Origin of the sequence: Pseudomonas vranovensis, from assembly GCF_040438935.1 — a bacterium.
GTDB classification, from domain to species: domain Bacteria; phylum Pseudomonadota; class Gammaproteobacteria; order Pseudomonadales; family Pseudomonadaceae; genus Aquipseudomonas; species Aquipseudomonas vranovensis.
In genome coordinates this window covers 3434340-3452997 of record NZ_CP159259.1, presented here as the reverse complement: position 1 = coordinate 3452997, position 18658 = coordinate 3434340, and the positions used below count along the sequence as shown (strand labels likewise).

Below are 18658 nucleotides of genomic sequence, written 5' to 3'. Positions count from 1 at the left end.
AATCCACTGCTGCCGAGGTGTTCCATGTTCGACCTGCCTGCCCTGCGCGACGCTGCCCGCCTGGTTCACGCCAGTGTGCCCGCCACCCCCCAGTACGCCTGGCCACGGCTGGCCGAGCGGCTGGGTTGCCAGGTGTGGGTCAAGCACGAGAACCATGCACCCACCGGCGCCTTCAAGGTGCGCGGCGGCTTGCTTTATGTGCAGTGGTTGCTGGCGCACAAGCCAGGCGTTCGCGGGCTGGTCACCGCCACCCGTGGCAACCACGGCCAGAGCATGGCCCTGGCGGCGCACAATGCGGGCTTGCCGATCATCATCGTCGTACCCGAGGGCAACTCGCGGGAAAAGAACGCGGCGATGCGGGCCCTGGGCGCGGAGTTGATCGAACACGGCGCGGATTTTGACCAGTCCCGCGAAGAAGCGGCACGCCAGGCACAGCAGCACGGCTATGAAATGGTGCCGTCCTTCCATCCGCAGTTGGTACGAGGGGTGGCCACCTATGCGCTGGAACTGTTCGATGCTGTACAGGACCTGGATTGCGTGTACGTGCCCATCGGCATGGGCTCGGGCATCTGTGGGCTGATCCAGGCTCGCAACCTGCTGGGCCTGCGCACCGAAATTGTTGGCGTGGTCTCGACCGAGGCGGATGCCTTCGCCCAGAGCTTCGAGCAGGGCAACATCGTCACCACCGCCACGGCCAACACTTTCGCCGACGGCATGGCCTGTCGCATTCCGGTGCCAGAAGCTTTCGACCTGGTCCGTGAGCATGCCGCCCGCATTGTCCGGGTCAGCGATGAAGAAATCGCCCAGGCCATGCGCATTTATCACGAAGACACCCACAACACCGCCGAAGGCGCTGGCGCCGCCGGTTTGGCCGCGCTGCTTCAGGAGCGCGAGCGCCAGCAGGGGCGTAAGGTGGCGGTGATCCTCAGTGGGGCCAATGTCGATCGAGAGCGGTATGCGCAGGTGCTGACGGGCCAGAGCTAAGGCAATTTCTTCCAATACAGCCAAGGCAATTGCCGCTTTAATGGCGCCTGCCTTCAACGCTGTCTCTGGAACCCTCAATGCCTTTTTCCAATGGTTTTCTTCTCAGCTTGTCACTGTGCCTGGATATCGGCATCGCCAATATCGCCATGATCACCCTGGCCATGCAGCGCGGTTTTCTGCAGGGCTTCTGGTTGGGCCTTGGCACGTGCGTGGGCGATCTGGTGTACGCCGTGGCGGCGCTGGCGGGGATGACCGTGCTGCTGCAGTTCGAGACGGTCCGCTGGGTGTTGTGGCTGGGCGGCTCGGTGTTGCTGGTGTGGTTTGCGGTCAAGATGCTGCTGGCGGCCTGGCGTGGGGAAGGCCATGTGCAGGCGGGCGAGGTGGTGGTGGAGTCGGCCTGGCGCGAGTTCGTTCGCGGGATCTTCCTGGCCATGTCTTCGCCCAGCGCGATTCTTTGGTTTGCCGCGGTGGGGGGCGTGCTGATCTCCCGCTCCGCGGGTGGCGGGGTGATGGAAGCCGGGCTGTTTCTGTCCGGCTTTTTTGCCGCCGGTCTGCTCTGGTGCCTGTCGCTGTGCCTGATCGCAAGCCATGGCGGGCGACTGCTGGGTGATCGGCTGCTGACGTGGTCGTATCTGCTTTCGGCGGCGATTTTCTGCTACTTCGCCGTCTATGTGATTGTCTCGGGCTACCGCGAATTCATCCTCGCCGTGCCCGCCGCCACAGCAGGTCTATAATCAGTCGGGGCACCCGCGCGCAGGTGCCGTCCGGCCGGAGGATCTTCGAGATGAAAGGTCTTGATGCGAAAAAGATGGCCAAGAAAAAGCCCCTGAAAACGGCTGACGAAAAACGTGCCGCCAAACGTGCCAAGCGCTCGGCAGGCAGTGGTTTTCTTCCTTAGCAATGACCAGAGCCCCGTAAGGGGCTCTTTTGTTCAGGGGCGCCGGAACGCGGCTGAGTAGGCGGTCGGGGTGACGCCCATGACCCTGCCAAACGCATTGATGAAATGGCTCTGGTCGTAGAAGCCCAGGCCCAGCGCCACATCCCTGGGGTGTGCGCCTGTGCGCAGCTGCTGCCGCGCTTCGATCAGGCGCAGTTGCATGTGGTACTGCAGCGGCCCCAGGCCCCTGGCTTTTTTGAAGCAGCGCACGAAGTGAAATTTGCTCAGGCCCGCCGCGTGCGCCAGTTGTTCAAGCGTCAGGCGTTGATGCAGGTGGGCGCGCATCAGTGCCACGCTGCGTTCGATGGCCGGTGCCTGCTCACCAATGGCCGAAGGGGCCTGCTCAAACAGATTGGCCAGCAGCTGCAGCAAGGCTGCTTCTTGTTCGGCCGCTGTGTCAGCGCCGGCGAAGTCGATGATCGAACGGTACAACTCAGGTTGATGCAACACCCCTTGTGCAAAGGTCGGGCAACCGTGCCCAGGGCCGAGATTGTGCTCACGCATGATGCGTTGCAACGCGCTGATGTCCAGGTGCAGGCTGATGTACTCGACACCTTGCGGGCCGAACTCTGACGCCTGCACCGCCAGCGGGTTGTACAGCGTCACAGCACCGGCTGGCACCTCCAGGTGCTTGCCGTCGAGCCAGATCTGTTCGTGCCCGGCCAGGTTGGCGCCCAGCACCAGCTCATCATGGGTGTGCCGGGGAAAACTCGCGGCGCTGGCGCGCACCCATGACGATTCGACCAGGCCGCAGGCGTGCAGGGGTTCTGCGATCAGTGTCATGGGTTGATTCCGCATCGGAGCAATTGCGACTACGCTAGCGGACGACCCAGCTGCCCTGCAATGCCCGGGCAGGCCAACGATTCATTAAAGGAGGCAATGGACATGTCCATCCCGAATCACGTTGCAATCGAACCCGTGCGAATCGAAGAGGGCCAGGCCCTGGTCATCGCAGGCATGGGTGGACGTTTCACGCAGTCCACGACCCACACCATTCCTGAATTGTGGCAGCGCTTCGAGCCGCACATCGGCCGGGTGGCCGGGCAGATCGGCGCGTACACCTACGGCGTGTGCTGCAACGCCTACGGCAAAGGCCATTTCGACTACATCGCCGGGGTGCAAGTGGAGGACGCCGAGGTATTGCCGGCCGATTTCCAGCATGTGCAGCTCAAGCCGCAGCGCTATGCGGTGTTCGAGCACCATGGCAGCGTCGAGAATCTCAAGGCGACGTTCCAGGCTATCTGGAATGACTGGTTGCCCACCTCTGGCGAGCGAGTTGCCCAGGCACCGGAGTTCGAGCGCTATGGCAAGGATTTCGATCCGTTCGATCGCCGCAGCGTGATGGAAATCTGGCTGCCACTGGAGCGGCGCAACTAAAAAAGTGACCCGGTACTGTCGATTCCTCGCACCCTGATTCGACCACTTGTGAACGCGCCGAACTGTTCGGCGCCTGACACCTGTCGAATCGCAGAGGACACGACCATGAGCAGTGCCGCCGAAACCGAGATCCGCCAGCTGATAGAACGCTGGATCCCCGCCGTCCGTGCCCGAGACATTCCCGCCATCACCGCCCCATACGCCGACGATATCGTCGCCTTCGATGCCGTAAAGGAACTGCAGTTCAAGGGCAAGGCCGCCTATAAGGCCCATTGGCAGGCCTGCATGGAGCATTGCCCCGGCGAGATGGTCTTCGAGATGGAGCAATTGCAGATCCACGCTACCCCGGAACTGGCGTTTGCCCATTGGCTCAATCGCTGTGGCCCGGGTGGGGAAGAGGGCGGCGAGGACAAGAGCTGCTATATGCGTGTAACCGTCGGCTACCAGCGTATTGGCGGGCAGTGGAAGGTCATTCATGAACACTGGTCGGCACCGTTCGATATGGAGACGGGCGCCGCGCTGTTCACGCTCAAGCCTTGAACTGAAAACGTCAACGGTTATGCCAAATCGCGCTTTCTCCGGGAGCGCGGACTGCAGCCATAGTGAGCATCTGCTGTGGAGACGACGATGAAATACCTTTGCCTGGTCTACTGTGAAGAAGGTCTGCTGCACAGCCTGCCCGACAGCCCCGCCGATGCCGAGTGCATGGCCTATGCCGAGTCGATCCAGGGCAGCGGGCGGATGCTGGCCGCCGAAGCGCTCAAGCCTGTGCAGACGGCAACCACGGTGAGGATGCGCGGAGGGCGCATGAGCCTGACCGATGGGCCTTTTGCCGAGACCAAGGAGCAACTGGCCGGTTTCTATCTGGTCGATGCCCGTGACCTGAACGAAGCGTTGAATATTGCCAAGGGAATCCCTGCCGCCCGGGTCGGCAGTGTCGAAGTGAGGCCGATCCGCGAGCTCCAACCCTGAAACGAAGGAGAACAACAAGATGAGCCTTCATCCACCAGGAACAGCGCAGCACGAGCTGTCCCTCACCCGCCTGATCGATGCACCTCGTCGCAAGGTGTTCCAGGCATGGACCGAGCCCGAGCTGCTGGCGCAGTGGTGGGGGCCCAACGGCATGACCACGCCCCTGTGCGAGATGCAGTTGTGGGTCGGGGGGCTGTTTCGCACGGTGATGCAAGCGCCAGACGGTACGGAATACCCGAACCAGGGCGTATTCCTGGAGATTGTCGCGCCTGAGCGTATTGTCTTTACCGATGCTTTCGGGCCCGGCTGGGTGCCATCGAACAAGGCCTTCATGACGGCGGTGGTGACCTTTGAAGACGTGCGCGGCAAGACCCAGTACACCGCACGCGCCTGGCACTGGAACGCTGCCGATTGCCTGGCCCATGAAGAAATGGGTTTTCATCGCGGCTGGGGCGAGAGCCTGGACCGGCTGGTGGCGCTGGTGACTACCCAGATGCCGGACTGATGGCGACGCAGGCGTTGGTACGGGCCGAGGTCGAGTCGGTCTACAAGCGGGAGTCGCGGCGAATCCTGGCAACCCTGATTCGCTTGCTGGGGGATTTCGACCTGGCCGAGGAGGCCATGCACGAAGCGTTTTTCGTGGCGGTCGAGCGTTGGCAGCGCGATGGCATCCCGGCCAACCCCCGGGCCTGGCTGGTGTCCACCGGGCGCTTCAAGGCCATCGATGGGCTGCGTCGACGTGCGCGTTTCGACCGTTCCCAGGCGCAGTTGATGATGGCCCTGGAGGTGCAGGAGGACGATCAAGTGAATGTCGAGGAGCTGGAAGACGATCGTCTGCGCCTGATCTTCACCTGTTGCCACCCAGCGCTGGCCGCTGACGCCCAGGTACCGCTCACCTTGCGTGAGGTCTGCGACTTGACCACCGAGGAGATCGCCCGGGCCTTTCTGCAGAGCCCGGCCACCATTGCCCAGCGTATCGTACGGGCCAAGGCCAAGATTCGCGATGCGAAAATCCCTTATCAGGTGCCTACGCTGGCCGAGTTGCCCGAGCGACTCGATAGCGTCTTGCGGGTGATCTATCTGGTGTTCAACGAGGGCTATTCGGCGTCATCGGGCGACAACCTGATGCGCAATGACCTCAGCGATGAAGCAATCCGCCTGGGGCGGTTGCTGCAGCAATTGCTGCCTGACCCGGAAGTGCTGGGACTGTTGGCCTTGATGCTGCTACAGGCCTCGCGACAGGCGGCGCGCAGTGATGAGCAGGGCGAACTGATCGTGCTGGATGAGCAGGACCGCCGCTTGTGGAACCGCGCATTGATCGCCGAGGGCAGCCAACTTGTGCAGCAGGCGCTGCGCAGTCAGCAGTTCGGGGTGTACAGCCTGCAGGCGGCGATTGCCGCTGTACACGCTGAAGCCGCCAGTGCCGAGGAGACGGACTGGGAAGAGATTGTCGGTTTATACGATGCGCTGCTGCAGGGTTGGCCGTCGCCGGTAGTGGCGCTCAACCGTGCTGCGGCGCTGGCGCGGCGCGATGGTCCGGAAGTGGGATTGCAGGCGGTGGAGGCGATTCTGGCCAGCGGCCAGTTGCAGGACTATCACCTTGCCCATGCCGCCCGGGCCGAACTCTGTCGGCAACTGGGGCGGCTGGAGCAGGCGCGCGATGCGTACCAGACCGCCTTGGGCCTGACCCAACAAGGCGCCGAGCGGCGCTTCATCGAGCGCCGCCTGAGCGAGCTGTGAACCTTAGCCGATGGAGATCGGCGGCGGGCTTACCAGGTCGACGGTCTGCTGTTTGCGGGGGGCGAGGATCTGCGCTTCGCCATCGACCACCAGCTCTTCGTTCTGGTTGAACACGCGGGTAGCGATGCGCACTTTGAACTTGGGCAGCTTCTCGAGGATTTCCAGGCGCACGGTGAGGGTGTCACCAATCTTCACCGGCTTCTGGAAAGTCATCTGCTGACCCAGGTAGATGGTGCCAGGGCCGGGCAGCTCGCACGCGACGGCGGCGCTGATCAGCGCGCCACTGAACATGCCGTGGGCAATGCGTTCCTTGAACATGCTCTTGGCGGCGAACTCGGCGTCCAGGTGTACCGGGTTGTGGTCACCGGACATCGCTGCGAACAGCTGGATGTCACGTTCTTCGACGGTCTTGCTGAAACTGGCGGTCTGGCCGACTTCAAGGGCTTCGTAAGGCGTGTTGGTGACCTGGGTCATCGTTGGGGTTCCTGCATCTGGAAACGAGGTCGGCCGTCATTCGCTGCGGGCAGGGCGGCCAAGGGCCAACGCCTGCTCCAGCCAGTCGATGATCGCGGCCGTGACCTCGTCACGGTTGGTTTCATTGAGCAGTTCATGCCGTGCCTTGGGGTACAGCTGCAACTGGACATGCTGGTTGCCGGCCAGGCGCAAGGCACCGGCCAGATCTTTCAGACGCTTGCCGGCACTGACCGGATCACATTCGCCGCCCATCACCAGAATCGGCAGGTTCGGATCGATCTGCTTGAGGTTGGCTGGCTGGCTGATTTGCTCAAGGCCCATCAGCAAGTCAATCCACAGGCGGTTGGTGCAGCGAAAGCCACACAGTGGGTCGGCGACATAGCGGTCAACCTCGGCGTTATCGCGGCTGAGCCAGTCGAACGGCGTGCGGTTGGGTTTGAAGGCCTTGTTGAATGAACCGAACGACAGCCATTCGATCAATGCACTGTGCCCCAATGGCCCCTGTCGCCAGGCTTCGAAACGGGCGATCACGCAGGCGGCGCGGTACAGCGCCGGTGGCTGGAAGTTGGAGCCGCTGAGAATGGCGCCCTGCAGGCTGGCGCCGTGGTGCATCAGGTAGGCCTGGGCAATATAGCTGCCCATGCTGTGGCCGAAGATGAAGACCGGCGTGCCGGGGTACTGCTGGCCGATGTGCTGGCTGAGCAGGCCCAGGTCGTTGACCACCGCGCTCCAACCCTTGTGCGCGGCGAACAGGCCCAGGGTGCCGAGTTCGGCGCTACGGCCGTGGCCGCGTTGGTCATGGGCGATCAGGGCAAAACCTGCGGCGCTCAAGGCTTCGCCCAGGCGCTGGTAGCGTCCGGCATGCTCGGCCATGCCATGGGCCAGCAATACCACCGCCTTGATGGGCGTGCTCGGCAGCCATTGATAGACATACAAGCTGCAATGGTCGCTGGCCGGTAGCCAGAACGCGTCGTGATGCATGGCGGGTCCTTGTGCACGCAGATCGGTGGGGTGAGCACAGTGTATAACCCAAGCACAGAATTGAAGGGCGTCTACCAACAAGATTCACAATGTAAATGACAGCGCTTGGCATATTTGCCACCTGCGACATACCTGCTAACGTCGGCAAAGCACCTTCTTCGCCAAGCAGGCAAGGGGGCCGGAACGGCTCAGGTATGAGGACAAGAATAAATGCAAGCTGATTTCTGGAATGACAAGCGCCCCGAAGGCGTTCCTTCGCACATTGACATGAATGCTTACAAGTCTGTGGTCGAAGTATTCGAACGCTCTTGCAAGAAGTTTGCTGATCGCCCGGCGTTCAGCAACCTGGGGGTGACCCTGACCTATGCCGAACTCGAACGTCACTCTGCGGCCTTCGCCGCCTACCTGCAGCAGCACACCGACCTGGTGCCGGGCGACCGCATCGCCGTGCAGATGCCCAACGTGCTGCAGTATCCCATCGCCGTATTCGGTGCCTTGCGCGCCGGGCTGATCGTGGTCAACACCAACCCGCTGTACACCGCCCGCGAGATGCGCCACCAGTTCAAGGATTCCGGTGCGCGCGCGCTGGTGTACCTGAACATGTTCGGCAAGCTGGTGCAGGAAGTGCTGCCCGACACCGGCATCGAGTACCTGATCGAAGCGAAGATGGGCGACATGCTGCCAATGGCCAAGGGCTGGCTGGTCAACACCATCGTTGCCAAGGTCAAGAAGATGGTGCCCGACTACCAGTTGCCCCAGGCCGTGCGGTTCAAGGCTGCCTTGAGCCAGGGCCGAGGCCTGGTGCCAAAGCCGGTGGCCCTGAGTCTCGACGACATCGCCGTGCTGCAGTACACCGGCGGCACCACGGGCCTGGCCAAGGGCGCGATGCTCACCCACGGCAACCTGGTGGCCAACATGCTCCAGGTTCTGGCTTGCTTCTCCCAGCACGGGCCTGACGGCCAGCGGCTGATCAGGGAAGGGCAGGAGGTGATGATCGCGCCGCTGCCGCTCTATCACATCTATGCATTCACCGCGAATTGCATGTGCATGATGGTCACCGGCAATCACAACGTGCTGATTACCAACCCGCGGGATATCGGCGGTTTCATCAAGGAGCTGAAAAAGTGGAAGTTCTCGGGGCTGCTCGGGCTCAACACCTTGTTCGTGGCGCTGATGAATCACCCCGAGTTCAAGAACCTGGATTTCTCTGCCCTCAAGGTCACCAACTCGGGCGGCACCGCCCTGGTCAAGGCCACCGCTGAGCGCTGGGAAAGCATCACGGGCTGCCGCATCGTCGAAGGCTACGGGTTGACGGAAACCTCGCCGGTGGCCAGCACCAATCCCTACGGCCAACTGGCGCGCCTGGGCACGGTGGGCATTCCGGTGCCGGGCACGGGGTTCAAGGTGATCGACGATGAGGGCAACGAGCAGCCGCTGGGCGAGCGCGGCGAGCTGTGCATCAAGGGCCCGCAGGTCATGAAGGGCTACTGGCAGCACCCGGAGGCCACCGCCGAGGCCCTGGACAGCGATGGCTGGTTCAAGACCGGCGACATCGCCGTGATCGACCCCGATGGCTTTACCCGGATTGTCGACCGCAAGAAGGACATGATCATCGTCTCGGGTTTCAACGTGTACCCGAACGAGATCGAAGAAGTGGTCATGAGCCATCCAAAGGTGGCCAACTGCGCAGTGATCGGCATTCCGGACGAGCGCTCCGGCGAGGCGGTGAAGTTGTTCGTGGTCGCGCGTGAAGGCGGCGTGAGCCTTGAGGAACTGAAGACCTACTGCAAGGCCAACTTCACCGGCTACAAGGTGCCCAAGCACATTGTGCTGCGTGACTCCTTGCCGATGACGGCGGTGGGCAAGATCCTGCGCCGCGAGCTTCGCGACATTGCCTGACGGCACGTGGTAGGAGCGGGCTTTCCCCGCGATGAAGCCGATCAATTGGCCCATCGCGGGGCAAGCCCGCTCCTGCGATTGCAGGTCTTTAGGTTTTTTACTCTAAAAATGACTATTAAATAATCAAGAGTCATTTCCGTGACTGTTCGGGCTACTTTAGCTCTAGTCGACCCTTGGCAAAGCTGCTACTCTCGGCCCGCTTCCGATTACCTGGTTTGCAATAAACCGTAATCTCATATCAATAATAATCGCATCGACTGCGGTGAAGAATTCGCTGTTGCTGGAGGAGTGGGCTTCCATGATCGAAAATTTTTGGAAGGATAAGTACCCAGCCGGGGTTGCTGCGCAAATCAATCCCGACGAGTACCCGAATATCCAGGCAGTATTGAAACAGTCCTGCCAACGCTTTGCTGACAAACCCGCCTTTAGCAACCTGGGCAAAACCATCACATACGGCGAGTTGTATGAGTTGTCGGGCGCCTTTGCCGCTTACCTGCAGCAACATACCGACCTGCAACCCGGCGATCGTATCGCCGTGCAATTGCCCAACGTGCTGCAATACCCGGTCGCCGTGTTCGGGGCCCTGCGTGCAGGCCTGATCGTGGTCAACACCAACCCGTTGTATACCGCGCGGGAAATGGAGCACCAGTTCAACGACGCCGGTGCCAAGGCGCTGGTGTGCCTGGCCAACATGGCGCACCTGGCCGAGAAGGTGGTGCCCAAGACCCAGGTCAAGCACGTTATTGTCACCGAAGTGGCCGATATGCTGCCACCGGTAAAACGCCTGTTGATCAACAGCGTGATCAAGTACGTGAAGAAAATGGTGCCGGCCTACCACCTGCCCAAGGCCGTCAAGTTCAATGATGTGCTGAGCAAAGGCGCCGGCCAGCCGGTCAAGGAAGCCAACCCCGGCAGCAATGATGTGGCCGTGCTGCAGTACACCGGCGGCACCACAGGCGTAGCCAAGGGCGCGATGCTCACCCACCGCAACCTGGTGGCCAATATGCTGCAGTGCCGCGCGCTGATGGGCTCCAACCTCAATGAAGGTTGCGAGATCCTGATCACCCCGCTGCCGCTGTATCACATCTACGCCTTCACCTTTCACTGCATGGCGATGATGCTTATCGGCAACCACAACATCCTGATCAGCAACCCGCGCGACTTGCCGGCGATGGTCAAGGAGCTGTCGAAGTGGAAGTTCAGCGGTTTTGTCGGCCTGAACACCTTGTTCGTTGCCCTGTGCAACAACGAAAACTTCCGCAAGCTGGACTTCTCGGCACTGAAAATCACCTTGTCCGGTGGCATGGCCCTGCAGATGAGCGTGGCCGATCGCTGGAAGGCGGTCACCGGTTGCGCCATTTGCGAAGGCTACGGCATGACCGAGACCAGTCCGGTGGCAACGGTCAATCCGGCCCAGCACAACCAGGTCGGCACCATCGGCATTCCCGTGCCTTCGACCCTGTGCAAGATCGTCGATGACGCCGGTACCGAATTGCCGTTGGGTGAAGTTGGCGAACTGTGCGTCAAAGGCCCGCAGGTGATGAAAGGCTACTGGCAGCGCCAGGACGCCACCAACGAGATCCTCGACAGCGAAGGCTGGCTCAAGACCGGTGACATCGCGCTGATCCAGCCGGACGGCTACATGCGCATCGTCGACCGCAAGAAAGACATGATCCTGGTCTCCGGTTTCAACGTTTATCCCAACGAGCTCGAAGATGTCTTGGCCGCATTGCCTGGCGTGCTGCAATGCGCGGCCATCGGCGTACCGGACGAGAAATCCGGTGAAGTGATCAAGCTCTTCATCGTTGCACGGCCGGGTGTGACCCTGACCAAGGAACAAGTGATGGAGCACATGCGTGCCAACGTCACCGGCTACAAGGTGCCGCGGTTCATCGAGTTCCGCGAGGCGCTGCCGACCACCAACGTCGGCAAGATCCTGCGTCGTGAGCTGCGTGATGAAGAGTTGAAGAAGCTGGGGCTGAAGAAGATCGCCTGATCGCTTCTGTGCAGGACAGTCGCGGGGCAAGCCCGCTCCTACAAACGTTGTAGGAGCGGGCTTGCCCCGCGATGCTTTTGCGCTTAGCGCAGCTTCTCGAGCATCTGGTAATACCACATCCCCGCCGCCAACAACGGATTGCCCAGCACATCGCCCATGGGCACCTTGATGTGCTTGCAGCCGGCAAACGTATCGTATTTCTCCAGCGTGCCGGTCAGGGCCTCGGCCATGATCTCGCCCATGATATGGCTGGTGGCAATGCCGTGCCCCGAATAGCCCTGGCAGTACCAGACGTTGTCTGACAGCTTGCCCAACTGCGGAATGCGGTTGACCACGATGCCCATCGCGCAACTCCACTGGAACTCGATTGGCACACCCTTGAGCGCCGGGAAGGTACGTTCGATGCACGGGCGCAGTTCGCCGGCGATATCCCGCGAGTCACGCCCTGAGTAGTTGGCGCCGCCACCGAACAGCAGGCGGCCATCGGCGGTCAGGCGGTAGTAGTCGAGCACGAAACGGCAGTCGTACACCGCCAGGTCCTGGGGGTTGATCTGCGCAGCCAGCTCGCCCAGCGGTGCAGTGGTGACGATGCCGCCCATGGCCGGGAAGATCTTGCCCTTGAGCTGGCGGTTTTCCAGTTTGTGGTACACGTCGCCCGCCAGCAGGATCTGCTTGGCTTCGACCCGCCCCTGGGACGTGACGATGGCAGGGTGTTCGCCGTGGACGATATCCAGTACCTCGGAATTCTCGAAGATCAGCGCACCCAGGCTGTGGGCAGCGCGGGCTTCGCCCAGGCACAAATTGAGCGGATGCAGGTGCAGGTTGCGCAGGTTCTTCAGGGCGCCTAGGTACAGCGGGCTTTGCAGGTGTTCGGCCATGTCGGCGCGATCCAGCAGTTGCACCTGATCGCCCATGCCGCGGCGCCGCGCCTCGGCCTCGAAAGCCTGCAGTTCTGTCATGTGCGAGGGCTTCATCGCTGCATGCAAATGGCCGCGCTTGAGGTCGCAGGCAATGCCGTAGCGCTCTACCCGTTGCTCGATGATCTGGTGGCCGCGCCAGCGCAGGTGCCAGATAAAGTCGTCCACCTCGTTGCCCAGCCTGTCGCGCATCTGCTTGCGCATGGCTTCATCGCCCGACAGGCTGCCGGTGACCTGGCCACCGTTGCGCCCGCTGGCGCCCCAACCAATGCGGTTGGTTTCGACGATAGCGACCTTGAGCCCGCGTTCGGCCAGTTCCACGGCGCTGGCGACACCGGTAAAGCCGCCGCCGATAATCGCCACATCAACGTTTACCGTGCCCTTGAGGGTGGGGTACTGGGTAGCGTCGTTCAGGCTGGCGGTGTAGTAGGAAGCACTGCGCTGGGCGGTGCCGGTATTCACGGCTGCGTTCATAAAAAATCCTTGGCGCAAAAATAAAGGGATCAGGCCTGGGTCAGGTACCAGCGCCAGTCCTGTTCACCGACTTCGGCCATGAACTGACGGTACTCGGCGCGTTTGACCGCCAGGTAAACGCCGAGGAAGGCTTCACCGAACGCCTCGCGCGCCCAGCTTGAAGACTCCAGGGCCTTGAGCGAGGTCAGCCAGTCGGTGGGCAGCAGTTCCTTGGCCTGGGCATAGCCGTTGCCTTCGACCGGGGCGCCCGGGTCGAGCTGCTGGCGAATGCCGTGGTGGATGCTGGCGAGGATCGCCGCTGCGGCCAGGTACGGGTTGGCATCGGCTCCGCAGATGCGGTGTTCGATATGCCGACTGTTGGCCGGGCCGCCCGGTACGCGCAGGCTCACGGTACGGTTGTCGACGCCCCAGGTCGGCGCCAGCGGTGCATAGCTGTTGGCCTGGAAGCGCCGGTACGAGTTGGCGTTGGGGCAGAACAACAGCAGCGAGTCGAGCAAGTGCTCGAGCATGCCGGCCACCGACTGGCGCAGCAGCGGGGTGCCGGCCTTGTCGTCGCTGGCGTAGAGGTTGTTGCCTTCGGCATCGGCCAGGCTCACGTGCATGTGCATGCCGGTGCCGGCCAGGTCGTCGAACGGCTTGGCCATGAAGCACGCCTGCATGCCGTGCTTGTGCGCCACGCCTTTGACCAGGCGCTTGTAGCGCACCGCCTGGTCCATCGCCAGCAGTGCATCGCCGTGCTCCAGGGTGATTTCCACCTGGCCTGGGGCGTATTCGGAAATGGCGGTACGCGCCGGAATCCCTTGGGCCTTGCAGGCGGCATACAGGTCGGCGAGGAACGGCTCGATCTGTTCCAGTTCGCGCAGGCCATACACCTGGGTACCGCGAGGGCGCCCGCCGTCGCTGTCGAGTGCCGGTTGCGGCCGACCATGGGCGTCGCGCTTCTGATCGAGCAGGTAGAACTCCAGCTCGCACGCCATGACCGGGTGGTAGCCCTCGGCCTTGAGCGCATCGATCACCTTGACCAGCAGGTGGCGCGGGTCGGCGATGGTCGCCGGCATGCCTTCGCTGGGGTGCATGCTGACCTGCACTGCGGCCGTGGGGATCTGCCGCCAGGGCAGGCGCACCAGGCTGTTTTCCAGCGGGTAGGCGCGGCAGTCGATATCGCCCACGTCCCACACCAGCCCGGAGTTCTCGACATCATCGCCATTGAGGGTCAGCCCGAGGATGGTGCTGGGCAGCGGCCGGCCGCTTTCATACACCGCCAGCAGTTCTTCGCGGTGCAGCAGCTTGCCGCGGGGCACGCCGTTGGCATCGAGGATGAACAGCTCGATCATTTCGATATCGGGGTTTTGTGCCAGGAAACTTCGGGCCTGCTCAAGGGGGGCAAATTGCATCGGGTGCTCGCTCGCGCCATCAGGCGCACAGGACTGTATTCGCCATCAGGCGACAGCCATCGACAAGGAAAGTCGGCCAGGGGTTGGCCGCACGGTTCAGTGCAGAGCGAGGCGAGTATCGGGTGGGCGGGCATGGCGGCAGTGCCACAAGGCCCAGAAGGCGAGAATGATATGAACCAGCGGGTTTTCGCCAGAGCGAGCCCGCACCTTCGGGAACGAAGGGCGCAACAGCGGGCGGGGCATACACAGGGGCGAAGTCATGCCTGGATACTCCCACGCCAAGGAAGGTTCATTAAATCAGCCTTTGTATACCTTCAGATCATCAACGGCTAAACATACTGGTCGCCACCCGCAACCGTGCCGAGCGGGGGCAAATCTGCGACAATCGCAGCCCTTCCTATGCCAATCATGAAAAAGCAGGCTCACCTGCACAACTAAAAGCCCCCATGACTGACCACGCTATCGATCAACTGCTGAAAAACCTCGACCACGCCATGATTGCCGAGCGCCACCGCCTGCGCCGCCAATTGCATGAATTGCGCAAGCGCCCGGACGAGGCGAAGTTGGCCCAATGGGTGGAGAAGGTCCAGGCGTCCTGCGCCCAGGTCACCGCGCGCAAGGCCAGTGTGCCGAGCATCCGTTACGACGACAGCCTGCCGATTGCGGCCAAGCGGGACGAGATCAAGAAGGTCCTGGCCGAGCATCAGGTGTTGATCATTGCCGGGGAGACCGGCTCGGGCAAAACCACCCAGCTACCGAAAATCTGCCTGGAACTGGGCCGTGGCCAGCATGGCCTGATTGCCCACACCCAGCCACGGCGTATCGCGGCGCGCAGTGTGGCGACCCGGGTGGCCGAAGAACTCGGCACGCCGCTGGGGGCTTTGGTGGGCTATCAGGTGCGCTTTGAAGACCAGAGCGATGCCAACACCCTGGTCAAGCTGATGACCGACGGCATCCTGCTGGCTGAAACCCAGCACGACCGTTTTCTCGAGCGCTACGACACCATCATTGTCGACGAAGCCCACGAGCGCAGCCTGAACATCGACTTCCTGCTCGGCTACCTGAAGACCCTGTTGCCGCGTCGCCCGGACCTCAAGGTGATCATTACCTCGGCGACCATCGACCTGGAGCGTTTTTCCAAGCACTTCAACGATGCGCCGATCATTGAAGTGTCCGGCCGCACCTACCCGGTGGAAACCTGGTACCGGCCGCTGACCAGCGAGCAGGATGAGGAGGGCAACCGGGTCGAAGACGACCTGACGGTGGACCAGGCCATCCTCGCCACCCTCGACGAAATTGCCGCCTTCGAGCGCAGCCAGGGCAAGGGGCCGGGCGATGTGCTGGTGTTCTTGCCAGGTGAGCGCGAGATTCGCGACGCCGCCGAAATGCTGCGCAAGGCCCAGCTGCGCCACACCGAAATCCTGCCGTTGTATGCGCGCCTGTCGCCGGCCGAGCAGCAGAAGATCTTCCAGTCCCATCCGGGCCGTCGCGTGGTACTGGCGACCAACGTTGCCGAGACCTCGCTGACAGTGCCGGGCATTCGCTACGTAATCGACAGCGGCACCGCACGCATCAGCCGCTACAGCTACCGCGCCAAGGTCCAGCGGCTGCCGATCGAGGCCGTGTCCCAGGCCAGCGCCAACCAGCGCAAGGGTCGCTGCGGGCGGGTGGAGCCGGGCATCTGCGTGCGCCTGTACAGCGAGGAAGACTTCAACGCCCGCCCGGCCTTCACCGACCCCGAGATCCTGCGCACCAACCTGGCTGCAGTCATCCTGCAAATGCTGCACCTGCGCCTGGGCGAGATCGACGCGTTCCCGTTCATCGAGCCGCCAGATGGCAAGGCTATCAGCGACGGCTTCAACCTGTTGCAGGAGCTATCGGCGGTCAACCGCGAGAACCAGCTGACGCCGCTGGGCCGGCAACTGGCGCGCCTGCCGGTCGACCCGCGCCTGGGCCGCATGCTGCTCGAAGGTGCCAAGCAGGGCAGCCTCAACGAGCTGTTGATCGTCGCCAGTGCCCTGTCGGTGCAAGACCCGCGCGAGCGTCCGCCCGAGCGTCAGCAGGCTGCCGACCAGGCCCATGCCCAATGGAAGGATGTCGACTCGGACTTCGCCGCCCTGGTCAATCTGTGGCGTGGCTTTGAAGAGCAGCGCCAGGCCTTGACCGCGAGCCCCTTGCGCAACTGGTGCCGCAAGAACTTCCTCAATTACCTGCGCCTGCGTGAATGGCGCGATGCCCACCGGCAGTTGAGCCTGATCTGCCGCGACCTGCAGTTGAGCATCAACAAAGAACCGGCCGACTACCCGAGACTGCACAAGGCAATCCTTTCGGGCCTGATCAGCCAGATCGGCCAGAAGACCGAGGACGGTGATTACCTCGGTGCGCGCCAGCGACGCTTCTGGGTGCATCCGTCGTCGGGGCTGGGGAAAAAGCGCCCGCAGTGGATCATGACCGCAGAGCTGGTGGAAACCACCAAGCTGTATGCGCGCATGGTGGCCAAGATCGAGCCGGACTGGATCGAGCCACTGGCAGGCCACCTGATCAAGAAGAACCACTTCGAGCCGCACTGGGAGAAGAAACGTGGCCAGGTGGTGGCCTTCGAGCAGGTCACGCTGTACGGCATGATCGTGGTCGGTCGGCGCCCGGTACACTTCGGGCCGATCGACCCGGTGATGTCCCGCGAGCTGTTTATCCGCGAGGCGCTGGTGGGTGGCGAGATCCAGTCCAGGGCCAGGTGTCTGGCGGCCAACCGGCAACTGCTCGAACAACTTGACGAGCTGGAGGCCAAGGCCCGTCGCCGCGACATCCTGGCCGACGAGGAAACCCTGTACGGCTTCTATGAAGCGCGCTTGCCGGCTGAAATCCACCAGACCGCCACCTTCGACAGCTGGTACCGGGTCAACAGCCAGAAAGACCCGCAGCTGTTGATAATGCGCGAGGAAGACGTGCTGGCTCGGGAGGCCAGTGAAGTGACGGCGGCGCAGTACCCCGACACCTTGCGCCTGGGCGAACTGAGCCTGGCCTTGAGTTATCACTTTGAGCCCAACCATCCACGCGACGGCGTTACGGTGCGGGTACCGGCGCCATTGCTGCCGAGTCTGCCGGGTGAGCGTCTGGAATGGTTGGTTCCGGGCTTGCTCGAAGCCAAGTGCATTGCCCTGGTGCGCAACCTGCCCAAGGCCTTGCGCAAGAACTTCGTGCCGGTGCCGGACTTCGTCAAGGCCGCCCTGCAGCGCATGACCTTTGCCGAAGGCTCGTTGCCCCAGGCGCTGGGGCGTGAACTGCTGCGCATGACCGGGGCGCGGGTCAGTGACGAGGCCTGGGCCGAAGCGGCAGGCCAAGTGGACAATCACCTGAAGATGAACCTGGAAGTGGTCGACGCCCGGGGCAAGTTCCTGGGTGAAGGTCGCGATCTTGCCGAGTTGACTGCACGCTTTGCCGCGGCAAGCCAGGCTGCGCTGGCGGTGCCGCAGACGGAAAAGAGTCAGCAACCGGTGCAGGCCAAGGCGTTTGCCCAGGTGGCCGAGACAGCGCAACAGAAGATTGCCGGCCTGTCGATGACGGTCTACCCAGCCTTGGTGGAAGAGAACGGCACGGTCAAGGAAGGGCGCTTCTCGACCCTGGCCGAGGCCGAGTTCCAGCACCGCCGCGCCTTGCAGCGGCTGTTGCTGCAGCAGTTGGCAGAGCCTGCCAAGTTCCTGCGCGGCAAGCTGCCGGGGCTCACTGAACTGGGCCTGCTGTACCGTGAACTGGGGCGCATCGAGGCGCTGGTCGAGGACATCCTGCTGGCCAGCCTCGACAGTTGCATCCTTGAAGGTGAAAGTACCCTGCCTCGCGATGGTGCGGGCCTGGCGACGCTGGCCGAGCGCAAGCGCGGCAGCTGGACCGAGCACGCCGAGCGCCTGGCACGCCTGACACTGGAGATCCTCAAGCTCTGGCACGGCCTGCAAAAGCGCTTCAAGGGCAAGATCGACCTGGCCCAGGCCGTGGCACTCAACGATATCAAGCAGCAACTGGGCAACCTGGTGTACCCGGGCTTTGTCCGCGAAACCCCGGGGGTGTGGCTCAAGGAGTTGCCGCGCTACCTGAAGGCCATCGAACTGCGCCTGGAGAAGCTTGGCAGCCAGGTGCAGAAGGACCGGGTGTGGAGCGGCGAACTGGGCAACCTGTGGACCCAATACAAGAGCCGCGCCGACAAGCATGCCCAGGAGGGCAAGCGCGATGAACAACTGACGTTGTACCGCTGGTGGCTTGAGGAATACCGGGTTTCACTGTTCGCCCAGCAGTTGGGTACCAAGGTGCCGGTTTCCGACAAACGACTGAGCAAGCAGTGGGGCCAGGTGGAAGCCTAACCCCGGCAGTTGTGGCACACTTGGACGATATCCGCCGCGTCCCCCGGATTTTTCAGGGGCTGCGCGGCGCCAGAATCAAGTACAGCGCAGTGATCCCTGAATGGGGTCATTGCCAGATCAACTTGGTACCTTGGTACCAATAAAAAACGACCGAACAGAGG

At 62.5% G+C, this 18658-nt stretch carries 15 protein-coding genes; 10 read left to right on the top strand and 5 right to left on the bottom strand.

Annotated elements, in window-relative coordinates; all coding sequences use genetic code 11:
- The first annotated feature begins 24 nt into the window (after positions 1 to 24).
- Positions 25 to 984, top strand: coding sequence for a threonine dehydratase (locus tag ABVN19_RS16075; RefSeq protein ID WP_105642266.1), 960 nt, complete (start codon positions 25 to 27; stop codon positions 982 to 984).
- 77 nt (positions 985 to 1061) lie between these two features.
- A complete protein-coding gene (locus ABVN19_RS16070; protein WP_028943161.1) occupies positions 1062 to 1718 on the top strand; it encodes a LysE family translocator in 657 nt (218 codons plus the stop codon).
- Between the two features lie 197 nt (positions 1719 to 1915).
- Here ABVN19_RS16070 and ABVN19_RS16065 read toward each other — a convergent pair whose 3' ends face one another.
- Positions 1916 to 2704: an AraC family transcriptional regulator gene (locus tag ABVN19_RS16065; RefSeq protein ID WP_105642265.1), complete on the bottom strand. Its 789-nt coding sequence runs from the start codon at positions 2702 to 2704 to the stop codon at positions 1916 to 1918.
- 102 nt (positions 2705 to 2806) lie between these two features.
- Here ABVN19_RS16065 and ABVN19_RS16060 point away from each other — a divergent pair, with 102 nt between their 5' ends.
- The 5 genes from ABVN19_RS16060 to ABVN19_RS16040 all read left to right on the top strand — a co-directional run bounded on the left by ABVN19_RS16060 (position 2807) and on the right by ABVN19_RS16040 (position 6010).
- Positions 2807 to 3298, top strand: coding sequence for a GyrI-like domain-containing protein (locus tag ABVN19_RS16060; RefSeq protein WP_256585887.1), 492 nt, complete (start codon positions 2807 to 2809; stop codon positions 3296 to 3298).
- A 105-nt stretch (positions 3299 to 3403) separates the two neighbouring features.
- Positions 3404 to 3838, top strand: a complete 435-nt coding sequence (locus tag ABVN19_RS16055; RefSeq protein WP_028943164.1) for a nuclear transport factor 2 family protein — start codon at positions 3404 to 3406, stop codon at positions 3836 to 3838.
- Between the two features lie 87 nt (positions 3839 to 3925).
- Positions 3926 to 4270 (top strand): YciI family protein, encoded by a 345-nt coding sequence (locus ABVN19_RS16050; protein WP_028943165.1) that lies wholly within the window; start codon positions 3926 to 3928, stop codon positions 4268 to 4270.
- A gap of 19 nt (positions 4271 to 4289) precedes the next feature.
- A complete protein-coding gene (locus ABVN19_RS16045) occupies positions 4290 to 4775 on the top strand; it encodes an SRPBCC family protein (protein ID WP_028943166.1) in 486 nt (161 codons plus the stop codon).
- On the top strand, positions 4775 to 6010 hold the full coding sequence (locus tag ABVN19_RS16040; RefSeq protein WP_105642263.1) for an RNA polymerase sigma factor: 1236 nt from the start codon (positions 4775 to 4777) through the stop codon (positions 6008 to 6010). Before ABVN19_RS16045 ends, ABVN19_RS16040 begins: the two co-directional genes overlap by 1 nt.
- A 3-nt stretch (positions 6011 to 6013) precedes the next feature.
- On the opposite strand, the gene ABVN19_RS16035 is transcribed toward ABVN19_RS16040, so the two are convergent.
- Both ABVN19_RS16035 and ABVN19_RS16030 read right to left on the bottom strand, forming a co-directional pair.
- Positions 6014 to 6484 (bottom strand): MaoC family dehydratase, encoded by a 471-nt coding sequence (locus ABVN19_RS16035; RefSeq protein WP_028943168.1) that lies wholly within the window; start codon positions 6482 to 6484, stop codon positions 6014 to 6016.
- Between the two features lie 36 nt (positions 6485 to 6520).
- Positions 6521 to 7465, bottom strand: coding sequence for an alpha/beta hydrolase (locus ABVN19_RS16030; RefSeq protein ID WP_028943169.1), 945 nt, complete (start codon positions 7463 to 7465; stop codon positions 6521 to 6523).
- Positions 7466 to 7675: 210 nt separating this feature from the next.
- Between ABVN19_RS16030 and fadD2 the strand changes: the two genes are divergently transcribed.
- Positions 7676 to 9364 (top strand): long-chain-fatty-acid--CoA ligase FadD2, encoded by a 1689-nt coding sequence (gene fadD2 / locus ABVN19_RS16025; RefSeq protein ID WP_105642262.1) that lies wholly within the window; start codon positions 7676 to 7678, stop codon positions 9362 to 9364.
- A 298-nt stretch (positions 9365 to 9662) separates the two neighbouring features.
- Positions 9663 to 11360 (top strand): long-chain-fatty-acid--CoA ligase FadD1, encoded by a 1698-nt coding sequence (fadD1, locus tag ABVN19_RS16020; protein ID WP_028943171.1) that lies wholly within the window; start codon positions 9663 to 9665, stop codon positions 11358 to 11360.
- 83 nt (positions 11361 to 11443) lie between these two features.
- Here fadD1 and ABVN19_RS16015 read toward each other — a convergent pair whose 3' ends face one another.
- Positions 11444 to 12751, bottom strand: a complete 1308-nt coding sequence (locus ABVN19_RS16015; RefSeq protein ID WP_105642261.1) for an FAD-binding oxidoreductase — start codon at positions 12749 to 12751, stop codon at positions 11444 to 11446.
- A gap of 29 nt (positions 12752 to 12780) precedes the next feature.
- Positions 12781 to 14145 (bottom strand): glutamine synthetase family protein, encoded by a 1365-nt coding sequence (locus tag ABVN19_RS16010; RefSeq protein ID WP_028943173.1) that lies wholly within the window; start codon positions 14143 to 14145, stop codon positions 12781 to 12783.
- 446 nt (positions 14146 to 14591) lie between these two features.
- On the opposite strand from ABVN19_RS16010, the gene hrpA reads away from it, so the two are divergent.
- Positions 14592 to 18497, top strand: coding sequence for an ATP-dependent RNA helicase HrpA (gene hrpA, locus ABVN19_RS16005; RefSeq protein ID WP_105642260.1), 3906 nt, complete (start codon positions 14592 to 14594; stop codon positions 18495 to 18497).
- The last annotated feature ends 161 nt before the right edge of the window (positions 18498 to 18658 follow it).